The sequence below is a fragment of the Aeromonas sp. QDB14 genome (genome assembly GCF_027707845.1).
In the GTDB taxonomy this organism is placed as follows: domain Bacteria; phylum Pseudomonadota; class Gammaproteobacteria; order Enterobacterales; family Aeromonadaceae; genus Aeromonas; species Aeromonas caviae.
This window is the reverse complement of the sequence record NZ_JAPCJD010000088.1, coordinates 1-14,927: the sequence shown is the minus strand read 5'-3', so window position 1 is coordinate 14,927 and position 14,927 is coordinate 1. Positions and strand designations below refer to the sequence as shown.

9 protein-coding genes and 1 pseudogene are annotated in these 14,927 nt (G+C 65.1%); 9 read left to right on the top strand and 1 reads right to left on the bottom strand.

Annotated elements, in window-relative coordinates; translation table 11 throughout:
* The first annotated feature begins 211 nt into the window (after nucleotides 1-211).
* The 8 genes and pseudogenes from PG887_RS19545 to fumC all read left to right on the top strand — a co-directional run bounded on the left by PG887_RS19545 (nucleotide 212) and on the right by fumC (nucleotide 9,777).
* Nucleotides 212-484, top strand: coding sequence for a hypothetical protein (locus tag PG887_RS19545; protein WP_010673275.1), 273 nt, complete (start codon nucleotides 212-214; stop codon nucleotides 482-484).
* Between the two features lie 113 nt (nucleotides 485-597).
* Nucleotides 598-1,329 (top strand): EAL domain-containing protein, encoded by a 732-nt coding sequence (locus PG887_RS19540; RefSeq protein WP_104454662.1) that lies wholly within the window; start codon nucleotides 598-600, stop codon nucleotides 1,327-1,329.
* An 18-nt stretch (nucleotides 1,330-1,347) separates the two neighbouring features.
* A pseudogene (locus PG887_RS19535) lies at nucleotides 1,348-2,725 on the top strand (endonuclease/exonuclease/phosphatase family protein).
* Between the two features lie 154 nt (nucleotides 2,726-2,879).
* Nucleotides 2,880-4,574: a sensor histidine kinase gene (locus PG887_RS19530; RefSeq protein WP_104454664.1), complete on the top strand. Its 1,695-nt coding sequence runs from the start codon at nucleotides 2,880-2,882 to the stop codon at nucleotides 4,572-4,574.
* Nucleotides 4,568-5,305, top strand: a complete 738-nt coding sequence (gene btsR, locus PG887_RS19525; protein ID WP_104454665.1) for a two-component system response regulator BtsR — start codon at nucleotides 4,568-4,570, stop codon at nucleotides 5,303-5,305. The genes PG887_RS19530 and btsR overlap by 7 nt, the downstream gene beginning before the upstream one ends.
* 211 nt (nucleotides 5,306-5,516) lie before the next feature.
* Complete coding sequence (locus PG887_RS19520; RefSeq protein WP_104454666.1) at nucleotides 5,517-7,325, top strand: carbon starvation CstA family protein; 1,809 nt, start codon at nucleotides 5,517-5,519, stop codon at nucleotides 7,323-7,325.
* Nucleotides 7,326-7,541: 216 nt separating this feature from the next.
* On the top strand, nucleotides 7,542-8,306 hold the full coding sequence (pepE, locus tag PG887_RS19515; protein WP_104454667.1) for a dipeptidase PepE: 765 nt from the start codon (nucleotides 7,542-7,544) through the stop codon (nucleotides 8,304-8,306).
* A 79-nt stretch (nucleotides 8,307-8,385) separates the two neighbouring features.
* Nucleotides 8,386-9,777: a class II fumarate hydratase gene (fumC, locus tag PG887_RS19510; RefSeq protein WP_270822668.1), complete on the top strand. Its 1,392-nt coding sequence runs from the start codon at nucleotides 8,386-8,388 to the stop codon at nucleotides 9,775-9,777.
* A gap of 200 nt (nucleotides 9,778-9,977) precedes the next feature.
* Here fumC and PG887_RS19505 read toward each other — a convergent pair whose 3' ends face one another.
* Nucleotides 9,978-10,415, bottom strand: a complete 438-nt coding sequence (locus tag PG887_RS19505; RefSeq protein WP_041211205.1) for a VOC family protein — start codon at nucleotides 10,413-10,415, stop codon at nucleotides 9,978-9,980.
* A gap of 397 nt (nucleotides 10,416-10,812) precedes the next feature.
* On the opposite strand from PG887_RS19505, the gene putA reads away from it, so the two are divergent.
* A complete protein-coding gene (gene putA / locus PG887_RS19500) occupies nucleotides 10,813-14,760 on the top strand; it encodes a trifunctional transcriptional regulator/proline dehydrogenase/L-glutamate gamma-semialdehyde dehydrogenase (protein ID WP_270822667.1) in 3,948 nt (1,315 codons plus the stop codon).
* Nucleotides 14,761-14,927 lie beyond the last annotated feature (167 nt).

Genomic DNA, 14,927 nt, shown 5'->3' with positions numbered 1-14,927 from the left:
CCGAGCGGCCAAAGGGATCAGACTGTAAATCTGACGGCTCTGCCTTCGAAGGTTCGAATCCTTCTCCCTCCACCATCCTTCAGACAACCCGGCCTCGCGCCGGGTTTTCGCTTTTCTGGATAGAATCCATATGGCGCTGTCAGATCTGACAATTGCCCTCCCCGCACTTTTTAGAAACAGTGGAGCCTCATGTCGCAAGGAGTGCACACAGATGTTTGAAATCTGGGATGAAACGGGTCGCGAGCACGGGCTGACACTGCCCGAGCTGCAACTGCGGCTGCGGGATTACCAGGGAGACGTGATGGTGCGTTACCTCAACCGCCTCGGCCTGCCGAGCACCCTCTTCCTGACCATCCGCCAGGGATGTGCCTATCAGCGCTTCAAGGCGGGTTCCCCCATGCTCGACTGGTCCTGGCTTGCCCAGGCCATGCACGCAGCCCCCCTGGCTGGCGCCGCACCTGCACAGGGCCATGCTCTTCCCTGACCCCCTCTCATCCTGCCCACACCCAAACAGGGCCCATTATCAGACTCTTCCTACAGCCTCCGTTTAGACCCTCCCTGTATGATGCGTAACCATGTTCCCGTCAGGTGAAGGCCATGTTTGCGTTCAAAGAAGAGTATCCCGTGAGTGCCATGGTCAGCATGGCGGATATCGTCGTCCCCTTTTATCAGCCCATCATCGGCCAGGATCGTCAGGTCAAGGGGTATGAGGTGCTGGCCAGGCGCTGGGATGCCGGCAGCCAGGGCTATCAGGGCATCGATTTTGCCGCCCTCGGCGAGGATGACGCCCTGCACCTGGATATCGTCATGCTCAGGGCCATCATGCGCGATCTGCCCGTGCTCGCCCAAAAAGGCCCCTATGCACTCTCCATCAACCTCAATCCGGCGCTCTCCAGCCCCACCTACCGCAATCTGCTGTTGCTGGTGCTGCTCCAGGCCCGCAAGCTGGGGATCGACATCTGGTTCGAGGTGCTGGAGCACGTCAGGATCAAACACCAGCACAGGGAGATGATCGAGGTGTTGCGGGCCCATGGCGCCCACATCGCCTGTGACGACTTCGGCTCCCTGGCGTGCAATTTCCAGCGCCTGATGATGCTTCCCTACGAGATCGTGAAGCTGGATCGCTCCCTGCTGCTTCAGGCTGCGCGCAGCACCCACGCCCTCAACATGCTGACGGGGCTGGTGAAATACCTGCAACGACTCGGCATGGCCGTGGTGTGCGAGGGAGTGGAGACCCAGGCCCATATCGAGGTGGCGAACCGGCTGGGCTGCGACTACCAGCAGGGCTACGCCTACGCCATTCCCTCCCCTCTCTCCCGCTGGGCCTGAGCGGAGCGCTTGCGCGTCATGGGGAAACCCGGGCACCTTCCCCATAAAATCCGGCAGGGTGCTGCCATTTTCCTGCCAAAGATGGCAGGCTGTCCCGGCCACACTGACGCCGAGGCCCGCCATGGTTCGCTTTGCCAGCTTCAATCTCGCCTTCGATCGCACTGCACCCGGCATGCTGGGGGAAGAGCTCGCCCTGAGCCGCACCGAGCAGGACGCCCTGCTGGCCCGCCACCGGGCGGCTGATGCCCGCCTCGACCCGGGAACGTTCACCCGGGCCAACCACGTGCAGCAGATCCGCAACATCGCCGAAATCATCCAGCGTACCCGGCCGGACGTGTTGCTGCTGAGCGAATTCGACAATGACGGCAAGGGCAGCGACACCACGGACCTCAACGCCTTCAACGACAACTACCTGGCCCACGCCCAGCACGACGAAGTGAAGGCCATCAGCTACCCGGTGCTGCAGAACTTTGCCACCAACACCGGCCTGATGAGCGGCCATGACCTCAACCTGGACGGCAAGGTCAACAACGGGCCGGACGACGCCTGGGGCTTTGGCAACTACCACGGCCAGTACGCCTTCGCCGTGATGTCCCGGTATCCCATCGATACCAAGCAGATCCGCACCTTCCAGAAATTCAAGTGGAAAGACATGCCGGGCGAAGCGAACCCCGTCATCGACGACTGCAACAATGCCAAGGCGCCGATCCCGGCCGGCCGCCAGTGCGGCGATGCCTGGTATGACGACGCCGCCTGGCAGGCCTTCCCGCTCTCGTCCAAGAACCACGCCGACGTGCCGGTGCGGGTCAAGACCGCCAAGGGGGAGCAGGTGATCCACCTCCTTATCTCCCACCCGACTCCGCCCATCTTCGGCAACGCGGCGCGCCACAACGTCAAACGCAACCGTGCGGAGATAGCCTTTTGGCAGGACTATGTGGCAGGGGCTGGCTACATGGTGGATGACGCCGGCAAGGCCGGTGGCTTGGCCGAGGGCGCTAGGTTCGTCATCGCCGGCGATCTCAACGCCGATCCCCAGATTGGCGATGGGGATCTCACCGCCATTCAGGATCTGCACAACCATGCGCTGGTCAATCAGGCCGTCACCAACGGCGCCCTGATCCCGGTCAGCCAGGGCGGCCCCGAGTGCCTCGCCAGCCAGCCGGATCAGTGCAAGCGCAACAACAACCGCCCCACCCCGGAGCGCATCACCAGCAGCAGCGGCCTGCAGCTCGACCACGTGCTGCCCTCCGCCAACCTGAACGCGGTCGCCTCCGGCGTGTTCTGGCCGGCCAGCTTCGAGCCGGGCTACCACCTGGTGTACGACGCCAAGCTCGGCATCGCCAAGGGAGTCAGCTCGGATCACCGCCTGGTATGGGTCGACGTCGCACTCGATTGACCGGCAGACAGGGCGAAGGGATGCCTTTGGCTCAGGGTGCCGGCAAATCTGTGCGCAGGCGCGCTATTCCGGCGCCCGCGGCTTGCAGCGCAAATCGGGGTTTGCTAATACTCCGCGTCCATTGGATGAGCATCCCCTTTCGAGATAGTGTGCCGTGGCTTTCGAACAATTCGCGCTCGTGATATCTCTCTTCCAGCAGCTCTGCGTCTATCTGGTGATCGCCTGGCTGCTCTCCAAGACGCCGCTCTTCATGCCACTGACTCAGGTGACACTGAGCTGGCCCCACAAGATCCTCTGCTACCTCATCTTCTCCGGCTTCTGCGTGATGGGCACCTACTTTGGCCTCAGGATCGAGGACTCCATCGCCAATACCCGCGCCATCGGCGCCGTGCTCGGCGGCATCGTCGGCGGCCCTGTGGTGGGGCTGCTGGTGGGGCTCACCGGCGGCATCCATCGCTACTCGCTGGGGGGCTTTACCGCCCTGGCCTGCACCTTCTCCACCATCGCCGAAGGGCTGCTCGGCGGCCTGGTGCACCGCCACTTCGTCGCCCGCCACCGGCTCGATCTGCTGTTCAGCCCCTGGGTGGTGGGATCTGTGGCCCTCATCGCCGAGCTGATGCAGATGGGCATCATCTTGCTGGTGGCCCGTCCGTATGACGACGCCGTCCACCTCATCGAGAACATCATCGCCCCCATGCTGGTGGCCAATACCCTGGGGGCCGCCATGTTCATGCGGATGATCCTCGATCACCGCGCCATGCTGGAGAAGTACTCGGTCGCCTTCTCCGCCCGCGCCCTCAAGATCGCCGAGCGGGCGATGCGGGTGCTGGACAAGGGGTTCACCCAGGAGGCGTGCCAACAGATGGCGCGCATCCTCTACGAAGAGACCGGGGTGGGCGCGGTGGCCATCACCGATCGGGAGAAGCTGCTCGCCTTCATCGGCATCGGCGAGGATCACCACCTGCCGGGCACCGCCATCAACTCGGCCCACACCTTCAAGGCGATCCAGCACAACGAGGTGGTCTATGCCGACGGCAACCTCATCCCCTACAGCTGCAACCTGCATCCCCAGTGCCGGCTCGGCTCCTCGCTGGTCATTCCGCTGCGTGGGGAAGAGGGGTCGGTGGTGGGCACCATCAAGCTCTACGAGCCCAAGCGCAAGTTCTTCTCCTCCATCAACCGCACCCTGGGAGAGGGGATCGCCCGGCTGCTCTCCGGCCAGATCCTGGCCAGCAAGTACAACGAGCAGAAGCGGCTGCTGGCCCAGTCGGAGATCAAGCTGTTGCAGGCGCAGATCAACCCGCACTTTCTGTTCAACGCCCTCAACACCCTGGCGGCGGTGATCCGGCGCGACCCCGAGGATGCCCGCACCCTGGTGCACCACCTCTCCACCTTCTTTCGCAAGAACCTCAAGCGCCAGGGTGACGAGGTGACCCTGGCCGACGAGCTGGAGCACGTGAACGCCTACCTGCACATCGAGCAGGCCCGCTTCGCCGAGCACCTGAGCGTGCAGATCCAGATTCCCGAGCCGCTGCTGGAGTACCGGCTGCCCACCTTCTCCCTGCAGCCCATCGTCGAGAACGCCATCAAGCACGGCATCTCCCAGATGTTCGAGCCGGGCAAACTGACCCTGACGGCGCGGCAGGAGGGTGAGCAGCTGGTGCTGGAAGTTGAGGACAACGCCGGCCTCTATCAGGCCAGGCGGGAGGAGAGCGGCCTTGGCATGAACATAGTGGATCGGCGCATCAAGGCCCGTTACGGCGCCGAGTACGGGGTCACCATTCACTGCGAGCCCCATCAATCCACCCGGGTGAGGATCACCCTTCCCCTGCAGGAGAGCCCATGCTGACCGCCCTGATCGTCGACGATGAACCCCTCGCCCGCGAGGAGCTGCGGCTGCTGCTGGCGCAGGCGGGCAATATCCGCCTGCTGGGAGAGTGCGCCCACGCCATGGAGGCGCTGCCCGCCATCCATCGCCTCAAACCCGACCTGCTGTTTCTCGACATCCAGATGCCGCGCATCAGCGGGCTGGAGCTGGTGAGCATGCTGGATCCGGACTTGCGCCCCCACATCGTCTTCATCACCGCCTACGACGAGTTTGCCCTGCGCGCGTTTGAGGAGAACGCCCTCGACTACCTGCTCAAGCCGGTCACCAGCGAACGGATGAACAAGGCGCTGGAGCGCATCCAGCGGCTGCTTTCGCCAAAGGGTGAGCTGGCGGGCCAACCGCTGCCGGATCCGACCCGCATCGCCCAGCCCCTGCGCAGCATTCCCTGTAGCGGCCACAACCGCATCCTGCTGCTGCCCCTTGGCGAGGTGGAGTTCGTCCACAGCGATCTGGCCGGCAACAAGGTGGTGAGCGCCCAGCAGCAAGGCACCACCGAGCTGACACTGCGCACCCTGGAGGAGAAGACCGGCTTCGTGCGCTGTCACCGCCAGTACCTGCTCAACCCGGGCCAGATCCGCGAGATCCTGCTGCTGGACGGCGGCCTGGCGGAGGTGGTGACCCAGGGCGGCCACAAGGTGCCGGTGAGCCGGCGCTACCTCAAGCCCCTCAAAGAATTGTTGGAGATCCCCTGAGGGGCGGGCCACTCGCCCCGTCCCCTGCCCGTTACCGCTCACCCGCTTGCCGCGCCCGCCGGCTCATCCCTCAAACCGCTCGGGGCCGCTTTTCTGCCGCTCGCGGGCGGCCCTCTGCCACTGACCCTTTCTGCGCTCCCCTTTCCCTGCCGCCTGCGTAGAGTGCAGCCTGAGCCCGGCCAGATTGGCCGCAGGAAAAGGAAACTCCGTCATGCAACACGCAATCACCTTCGTCATTGCGGCCCTCTGCATCCTCGCCATCGCCTATCGCCTCTACGGCGTGTTCTTTGTGCGCAAGGTGCTGCGGGCCGACGACAAGCTGGTCACCCCCTCCCACGAGCTGGAAGATGGCAAAAACTATGTGCCGACCAACAAGTGGGTCAACTTCGGCCAGCACTTCGCGGCCATCGCCGCCGCCGGCCCGCTGGTGGGCCCGGTCCTGGCGGCCCAGTACGGCTACCTGCCGAGCTTTCTCTGGCTGCTGATCGGCTGCGTCATCGGCGGTGCGGTGCACGACACAGTCGTGCTGTTCGCCTCCATGAAGCATCAGGGCAAGTCCCTCTCCGAGGTGGCCAAGGCCGAACTCGGCCCCATCGCCGGCTGGTGCACGGGCCTTGCGATGCTGTTCATCATCACCATCACCATGGCGGGTCTCTCCATGGTGGTGGTGCACGCGCTGGAGCGTAACGCCTGGGGCGTGTTCGCGGTCTTCATGACCATCCCCATCTCCATGGTGGTGGGGATCTGGCACAAGCTGACCGGCAACCTGCAAGCCGCCTCCTGGGTGGGCTTCATCGCCGTGCTGGCCTGCGTCTTCTTCGGCCCCTACGTGCAGGAGAGCGCCTTCGGTGCCTGGCTGACCCTGCGCGCCGAGACCATCAGTCTGGCGCTGCCCATCTACGCCTTCTTCGCCACCGCGCTGCCGGTCTGGCTGCTACTCACCCCGCGCGGCTACATCTCCAGCTTTATGAAGATCGGCGTGTTCGGCGCCCTGGTGATCGGCGTCATCTGCATCAACCCCGAGATCCAGTTCCCCGCCATGACCCAGTTCGTCCACGGCGGCGGCCCGGTACTGGGCGGCCCGGTCTGGCCCTTCATCTCCATCACCATCGCCTGTGGCGCCATCTCCGGCTTCCACGCCTTCATCGGCTCGGGCACCACCCCGAAACTGGTGGACAAGTGGAACGACATCCTGCCGGTCGCCTTCGGTGCCATGCTGGCCGAGTGCGTGGTGGGCGTGATGGCGCTGATCGCCGCCACCGCCCTGCACCCGGCGGATTACTTCGCCATCAACGCCACTCCGGAGGCCTTCGCCAAGCTGGGGATGCAGGTGGTGGATTTGCCCTTCCTCTCCCAGGAGATCGGCATGGATCTGAACGGCCGCACCGGCGGCGCCGTCACCCTGGCGGTGGGCATGTCCTACATCTTCACCAAGGTGCCCTGGTTCAGTAACCTCGCCTCCTACTTCTTCCAGTTCGTGGTGATGTTTGAAGCGGTGTTCATCCTGACCGCCGTCGACTCCGGCACCCGGGTCTCCCGCTACCTCATTCAGGACTTCTTCGGCGAGTTCTACCCGCCCCTCAAGCGCATCGACTGGATGCCGGGCGCCATCGGGGCCAGCGTGCTCGCCTGCGTCATGTGGGGGTATCTGCTGATGTCCGGCGATATCGGCTCGGTATGGGCCCTGTTCGGGGTATCGAACCAGCTGATGGCCTCGGTGGGCCTCATCATAGGTGCCACCATCATCCTGCGCCTCGCCAGCAAGCGCCGCTATATGCTGACCTGCCTGATCCCGCTGGCCTACCTGTTCGTGACCGTCAACTACGCCGGTTACTGGATGATGCGCAACGTCTACTTCAACTCGGCCGCCAAGGGCTACAACCCGATGAACGGCGCCATCTCCCTCATCATGCTGGTGCTGGGGGCGCTGATCCTGATCTCCGCCCTGCGCAAGTGGAGCGAGCTGTGGAAGCTGCGCCAGCAGCCCGAGTTCCGGGTGGCCGAGGCGACCGCCTCCTGATCCGTCCAGCCCTCCTCGGACCCCGCCTCGGCGGGGTCTTTCATTGGCGCTGCGCATTCATCCATTGGCATTGACCCGCCCCTTCGCAGTGGTTGAATGGGTCCCCGGATCACAGAACCGCCCAGCCCGGGGTGCTAGCATGCCCCGACGGCCACTTGGCCGCACCGGCCCAAGTGATCCTCCCTCCTCCGCTTTCACCCTTTGAGGACAGCTTTCATGGAACTGCTTCTGCTCAGCAACGGCAAAACCACAGAACACCCCGGCCTGCTCGGCTGGGCCCGGGAGCGGGTACGAACCCTGCTCGCCCGCAAACAGGTCAAGCGCATCCTGCTCATCCCCTACGCGGTGATCCGCAGCGACTGGGACGCCCGCGCCTTCGAACTCAGCGAGAGCCTAGGGGTGAAGGCCATCAGCATCCACCAGTTCGACGATCCGGTGGATGCCATCCAGCGGGCCGACGCCATCTTCATCAGCGGCGGCAACACCTGGCGCCTGAACCAGCTGCTGCACGAATACGGCCTGGTGGTGCCCATCCAGCGTGCCGTGCGCGAGCGAGGCGTGCCCTATGTGGGCTGGAGCGCCGGCTGCAACGTGGCTACCCCCAGCATCCGCACCACCAACGACATGCCGGTGTGCAGCGCCGCCGTGCTGCCGGCGCTGGGCCTGTTCCCCCTGCAGATCAACCCCCACTACCTGGATGCCGGCATCAGCGGCCACATGGGGGAGACCCGGGACGAGCGGCTCGCCGAGTTCTGTGCCATCAACCCGAGCGAGTCCGTGGTGGCCCTGCGCGAAGGGAGCCTGCTTCAGGTAAGCGGCGAGCACGGCGGCGAGAGCATCGAATACTGGAGCGCCCGGGGCGAGGGCTTCAAGATCTTCAAGCACGGTGAGACCACTCAGGAGTTCATCACGGCCGCGCCCCTGGCCGGGCTGACGCCGTTTCACCGCCTGGCCGGGGCCATGACGACCGCGGTGACCTGAGCGTTCGCCCGCGGGATTTGCCATGCTGTGAGGGGCAAGGGATCTTCCCTCGCCCCTTTTCCTGCCGGCGGGAGGCACCATGACCATCAGGATTGAACACGACAGCCTCGGGGAGATCGCCGTCCCGGTCGATCGGCTCTGGGGGGCCCAGACCCAGCGCTCCCTGCATCACTTCAACATCTCGGGGGAGCGCCAGCCCATGGAGATCATCCATGCCCTGGCCCGCATCAAGTCCGCCTGCGCCCGGGTCAACCACGCTCTGGGGCTGCTCCCCGCCCGCAAGGCCCAGGCCATCATGGCCGCCGCCGACGAGGTGCTGTGCGGCCTGCACGACGCCGAGTTTCCCCTGATGGTGTGGCAGACCGGCTCCGGCACCCAGACCAACATGAACCTCAACGAGGTGCTGGCAAACCGGGCCAGCGAACTGCTCGGCGGCCCACGGGGGGAAGCGCGGCTGGTGCATCCCAACGACGAGGTCAACAAGAGCCAGTCCAGCAACGATGTCTTCCCGAGCGCCATGAACCTGGCGGCGGTCACCGCCATCACGCAGCGGTTGCTGCCGGCCCTCGCTGCCCTGAAGCAGACCCTGTCAGGCAAGGCCGCCGCCTTCGACCACATCGTCAAGATTGGCCGCACCCATTTGCAGGATGCCACTCCCCTCACCCTGGGCCAGGAGATCTCCGGCTGGGTCGCCCAGCTTGAACAGGGGGAGCGCCATCTAAAGGCCGCCCTGCCCCATCTGTGCGAGCTGGCGCTCGGCGGCACCGCCGTGGGCACCGGCCTCAACTGCCCTCCCGGCTTTGCCGAGGCGGTGGCCAGAACCCTGGCCGAGCAGACCGGCCTGCCGCTGGTGAGCGCCCCCAACAAGTTCGAGGCCCTGGCGGCGAGTGACGCCCAGGTTCACGCCCACGGTGCCCTCAAGACGCTGGCAGCCTCCCTCATGAAGATCGCCAACGACGTACGCTGGCTGGCGAGCGGCCCCCGCAGCGGGCTGGGGGAGCTGCTCATCCCCGAGAACGAGCCCGGATCCTCCATCATGCCCGGCAAGGTCAACCCGACCCAGAGCGAGGCCCTCACCATGCTGTGCGCCCAGGTGATGGGCAACGATGTGGCCATCAACATCGGCGGTGCCAGCGGCAACTTCGAGCTCAACGTGTTCAGGCCCATGATCGCCTACAACGTCCTGCAGAGCGTGCGGCTGCTGGGGGATGGCATGCAGAGCTTCCACGACCACTGCGCCGTCGGCATCACTCCGAACCAGGCCAGGATCGACGATCTGCTCTCCCGCTCCCTGATGCTGGTGACGGCCCTCAACCCCCATATCGGCTATGACAAGGCGGCCGAGATCGCCAAGCGGGCGCACCATCAGGGGCTGAGTCTGCGGGAGGCGGCCATTGCCTCGGGCCACCTCAGCGCGGAGCAGTTCGATGCCTGGGTGATCCCCGCTGACATGGTGGGCCGCACGCCATAAGGCAGCGCAGCGCACGGCAATCCCATGCCCGGGTGATCCCCGCTGACATGGTGGGCCACACGCCATAAGGCCGCGCAGCGCACGGCAATCCCATGCCCGGGGCATACCAGCGCAGGTGGCGGGGCGCAGCAAATAGGGACAGTGATGGGCAATAAAGATGAAAAGGGCGCCATGGCGCCCTTTTCATTGCAGATCTGCCGTCAGGTCTTGCTCTGGCAGTTGAACATCCAGTGGGTGCCGAACTTGTCCACCAGGGATCCGAAATAGTCACCCCAGAACATCTCCGCCAGCGGCATCTCCACCTTGCCTCCCTCGGCCAGGGCCGCGAACAGGCGATCGGTCTCGCCTCGGCTGTCCGGCTCCAGGTTGAGGTAGCTGTTGTTCCCCTGCACCAGGGTGAACCCCATGCTGGCCGGAGCATCCGTGCCCATCAGCACGTGTCCCCCAAGGATGGGCAGGGCCACATGCATCACCAGCTCCCCGTCTTCCTCCGACAGAGGGGGCTGGCCCGGGCAACCCGGGGACTCCTTGAACCTGTGGATGGGGCCGCTGAAGTCACCGCCGAACACTTCGCGATAGAAGAGGAAGGCAGCCTCCGTCTCCCGGGCAAAATTGAGATAGGTACTGACACGCGCCATGGGTTTCTCCTTGTCACCGATAGCTGGCCCTGTGGCCAGCTAACAGCATAGAAGAGCACGGGGCTCTGTCAGGTGGCGATCCGGTCCCCTTCCCCGCATGGGGAGCCGTGATCACAGCCCCACCTCGGCCTAACATCCAAAGGTGCAACCACATTTGCAAGGGGTTGCACCTCACATCAGCATTCATAAGATGCATTGCCAACCCATTAATAATGCTGTGAAAAGCGGACAAGCGGCGGATGTGAAAGGAGCCTGATGGAGACCGGGTTCATGGAAGAATTCAACAATGTAACCAATACATTAAAATTTCTTGCTTGAAGGTTGCACCTGGTTGCACCATCATCGGCGAAATTTAACCGTCCGGTAATATTGTTACCTTCTAGACACAGGAAGTCCCATGGCCACTACCACCCTCGGCGTCAAACTCGATGAAGCGACCCGCGACCGCCTCAAACAGGCTGCGCAGACCCTGGATCGCACTCCCCACTGGCTGATCAAGCAAGCTATCTTCACCTATCTGGAGCAACTGGATCGCGGTCTGACCCCGCCCGAGCACTCCGGGCTGGCTGCCGCCGCCGGGGAAGAGGCCGTCGAGACCCTGACCGAGCAGGGCATCCAGGTCTTCCTCGAGTTTGCCGAGAGCATTCTGCCCCAGTCCGTGCTGCGGGCCGCCATCACGGGGGCTTATCGCCGCCCCGAGACCGAAGCCGTCCCCATGCTGCTGGAGCAGGCCCGTCTGCCCAAGGAGAAGGCTGACGCGACCCAGAAGCTGGCCATGGGCATCGCCGAGAAGCTGCGCAACCAGAAGAGCGCCAGCGGCCGTCAGGGCCTGGTGCAGGGGCTGCTTCAGGAGTTCTCCCTCTCCTCCCAGGAAGGGGTGGCCCTGATGTGTCTGGCGGAGGCGCTGCTGCGCATCCCCGACAAGGCGACCCGGGATGCCCTCATCCGCGACAAGATAAGCGGCGGCAACTGGAGCCAGCACCTGGGCCAGAGCACCTCATTGTTCGTCAACGCGGCCTCCTGGGGTCTGCTCATCACCGGCAAGCTGGTGGCCACCCACAACGAGGCGGGCATGAACAGCTCCCTCAAGGGACTCATCGGCAAGGGGGGTGAGCCGCTCATCCGCAAGGGCGTCGACATGGCGATGCGCCTGATGGGTGAACAGTTCGTCACCGGCGAGACCATCGCCGAGGCGCTGGCGAACGCAGGCGGCATGGAGAGCAAAGGGTTCCGCTACTCCTACGACATGCTGGGGGAAGCGGCCCTGACCGAGGAGGACGCCAAACGCTATCTGGCCTCCTACGAGCAGGCCATCCACGCCATCGGCAAGGCCTCCCACGGTCGCGGCATCTACGAGGGGCCGGGTATCTCCATCAAGCTCTCCGCCCTGCATCCGCGCTACAGCCGCGCCCAGTACGATCGCGTCATGGAGGAGCTCTACCCCACCTTGCTGGGCCTGACCCAGCTCGCCAGGCAGTATGACATCGGCATCAACATCGATGCCGAGGAGGCCGATCGCCTGGAGATCTCCCTCGATCTGCTGGAGAAGCTCTGCTTCGATCCGTCCCTCGCCGACTGGAACGGCATCGGCTTCGTCATCCAGGCCTACCAGAAGCGCTGCCCCTATGTAATCGACTACGTCATCGATCTCGCCAAGCGCAGCCGTCACCGCCTGATGATCCGTCTGGTGAAGGGCGCCTACTGGGACAGCGAGATCAAGCGTGCCCAGCAGGAAGGGCTGGAAGGCTACCCGGTCTACACCCGCAAGCCCTACACGGATGTCTCCTACCTCGCCTGCGCCCGCAAGCTGCTGGCGGTGCCCGAGGCCATCTATCCCCAGTTCGCCACCCACAACGCCCATTCGTTGTCGGCGATTTACCAGCTCGCCGGTCAGAACTACTACCCGGGCCAGTACGAGTTCCAGTGTCTGCACGGCATGGGCGAACCGCTCTACGAGCAGGTGGTCGGCAAGGTGGCCGACGGCAAGCTGGGTCGCCCCTGCCGCATCTATGCACCGGTAGGCAGCCACGAGACCCTGCTCGCCTACCTGGTGCGCCGCCTGCTGGAGAACGGGGCCAACACCTCCTTCGTCAACCGCATCGCGGACAACAACATCTCCCTCTCGGATCTGGTGCAGGATCCGGTGCAGCAGATCGAGCAGATGGCCGCCCGTGAAGGGGCCCTGGGTCTGCCCCATCCGCGCATCCCCCTGCCCCGGGATCTCTACGGCGAGGCGCGCCCGAACTCCGCAGGTCTGGATCTCGCGAACGAGCACCGCCTGGGGTCACTCTCCGCCGCCCTGCTCGCCAGCACCAACACCGCCTATCAGGCCGTGCCCATGCTGGGTTGCGACACCGAGGCGCCGACCCAGTTCCAGCCCGTGCTCAACCCGGCGGATCACCGCGATGTCGTCGGTCAGGTGAGCGAAGCCACGGTAGCGCTGGTGGACAAGGCGCTCGCCTGCTCCCTCACGAGCGGCCAGATCTGGCAGTCCACCCCGCCAGCCGAGCGGGCCGCCGTGCTGGACAGGGCCGCCGATCTGATGGAATCCGAACTGCAACCCCTGATGGGCCTGCTGGTTCGCGAATCCGGCAAGACCTTCGCCAACGCCATCGCCGAGGTGCGCGAAGCGGTAGACTTCCTGCGCTACTACGCCGCCCAGGCGCGCAACCACTTCGCCAACGACACCCACAGACCGCTCGGCCCCGTGGTCTGCATCAGCCCCTGGAACTTCCCGCTGGCCATCTTCGGCGGCCAGGTGTGCGCGGCCCTGGCCGCCGGCAATACGGTGCTGGCCAAGCCTGCCGAGCAGACCCCCCTTATCGCGGCACAAGCGGTGCGCATCCTGCTGGAAGCGGGGGTTCCCGCCGGTGCGGTGCAACTGCTGCCGGGCCGTGGTGAGACCGTGGGTGCGGCGCTCATCGCGGACGAACGGGTGCGCGGCGTCATGTTCACCGGCTCCACCGAGGTGGCGGGCATCATCTCCCGCAACCTGGCCGGTCGCCTCGACGCCCAGGGTCGCACCATTCCCCTCATCGCCGAGACCGGCGGCCAGAACGCCATGATCGTCGACTCTTCCGCCTTGACCGAACAGGTGGTGATGGATGTCATCTCCTCGGCGTTCGACAGCGCCGGTCAGCGCTGCTCCGCCCTGCGAGTGCTGTGCGTGCAGGATGACGTGGCGGATCGGGTGATCCGGATGCTCAAGGGCGCCATGGCCGAGTACAAGGTCGGCAGCCCCGAGCACCTCTCCACCGACATCGGCCCCGTCATCGACGCCGAGGCCAAGACCAACATCGAACGCCACATCAAGGCCATGGGCGACAAGGGGCGCAAGGTGCACCAGATCGCTCGCACCCAGGGGGATGCCTGCAGCCGCGGCACCTTCGTGCTGCCGACCCTGATCGAGCTCGACAGCCTGGACGAACTGGGACGCGAAGTGTTCGGCCCTGTGCTGCACCTGGTCCGCTACCCGCGCACCCGGCTCGGGGAGCTGCTCGAGCAGATCAACGGCAGCGGTTACGGCCTGACCCTGGGTGTCCATACCCGCATCGACGAGACCATCGCCCAGGTGGTGAATGTGGCCAAGGTGGGCAACCTCTACGTCAACCGCAACATCGTAGGCGCCGTGGTCGGGGTGCAACCCTTCGGTGGGGAAGGGCTTTCCGGCACCGGTCCCAAGGCCGGTGGCCCGCTCTACATGTATCGCCTGCTCGGCGCCCGTCCCCAGGAGGCGGTGGCCAACCAGCTGCACCAGGAGTCCGGTGCCCTGCATGCCGAGGCGAAAGCCCCCCTCGTGGCCCTGCGCGACTGGGCGAGCAAGCAGGATCCGGCCCTCGCCGCCCTGTGCGATCACTACGCCGCGCTCTCCCAGAGCGGCCGTACCCAGTTGCTGACCGGCCCCACCGGCGAGCGCAACAGCTACAGCCTGCTGCCCCGGGAACGGGTGCTCTGTCTTGCCCAGGAGAAGGCCGACCTGCTGGCCCAGCTGGCCGCCTGTCTGGCGGTCGGCAGCCAGGTGCTGCTGCCGGACGATGCCCAGACACGCGCCCTGCTCTCTTCCCTGCCGACCGAGGCGCGGGATCCCATCGCGCTGGTGGCGGACTGGGCCACGGGGGAGACGGACTTCGATGCCCTGCTGCACCACGGCGACTCGGATCAGTTGCGGGAGGTGGGCAAGCTCGCCGCCGCGCGCCAGGCAGCCCGTAACGGCGCCATCATCGGTGTGCACGGCCTGCATCGCGGCGAGACCGACATCCCGCTGGAGCGCCTGCTCATCGAGCACGCCCTCTCGGTCAACACCGCCGCCGCCGGTGGCAACGCCAGCCTGATGACCATAGGCTAAGCGCCGCATAGTGACGGAGACTCAAGCCCCGCAGATGCGGGGCTTGTTCTTTCGTCTCTGGGACACGCCCATGAAAAAGGCCGCCCTTGTCGCAATGCTGTTCACTTAAGCGGAGCCGCATTGCGATTTACCGGAAAACGGGTCTTTGATATCTTCACCGCCCTGGG

Excerpts from the sequence above, each read along its gene's own strand:
- PG887_RS19520 (WP_104454666.1), top strand. The coding sequence starts at position 5,517 with ATGCAACACGCAATCACCTTCGTCATTGCGGCCCTCTGCATCCTCGCC.
- PG887_RS19540 (WP_104454662.1), top strand. The coding sequence starts at position 598 with ATGTTTGCGTTCAAAGAAGAGTATCCCGTGAGTGCCATGGTCAGCATG.
- PG887_RS19505 (WP_041211205.1), bottom strand. The coding sequence starts at position 10,415 with ATGGCGCGTGTCAGTACCTATCTCAATTTTGCCCGGGAGACGGAGGCT.
- pepE (WP_104454667.1), top strand. The coding sequence starts at position 7,542 with ATGGAACTGCTTCTGCTCAGCAACGGCAAAACCACAGAACACCCCGGC.
- btsR (WP_104454665.1), top strand. The coding sequence starts at position 4,568 with ATGCTGACCGCCCTGATCGTCGACGATGAACCCCTCGCCCGCGAGGAG.
- PG887_RS19545 (WP_010673275.1), top strand. The coding sequence starts at position 212 with ATGTTTGAAATCTGGGATGAAACGGGTCGCGAGCACGGGCTGACACTG.
- putA (WP_270822667.1), top strand. The coding sequence starts at position 10,813 with ATGGCCACTACCACCCTCGGCGTCAAACTCGATGAAGCGACCCGCGAC.
- fumC (WP_270822668.1), top strand. The coding sequence starts at position 8,386 with ATGACCATCAGGATTGAACACGACAGCCTCGGGGAGATCGCCGTCCCG.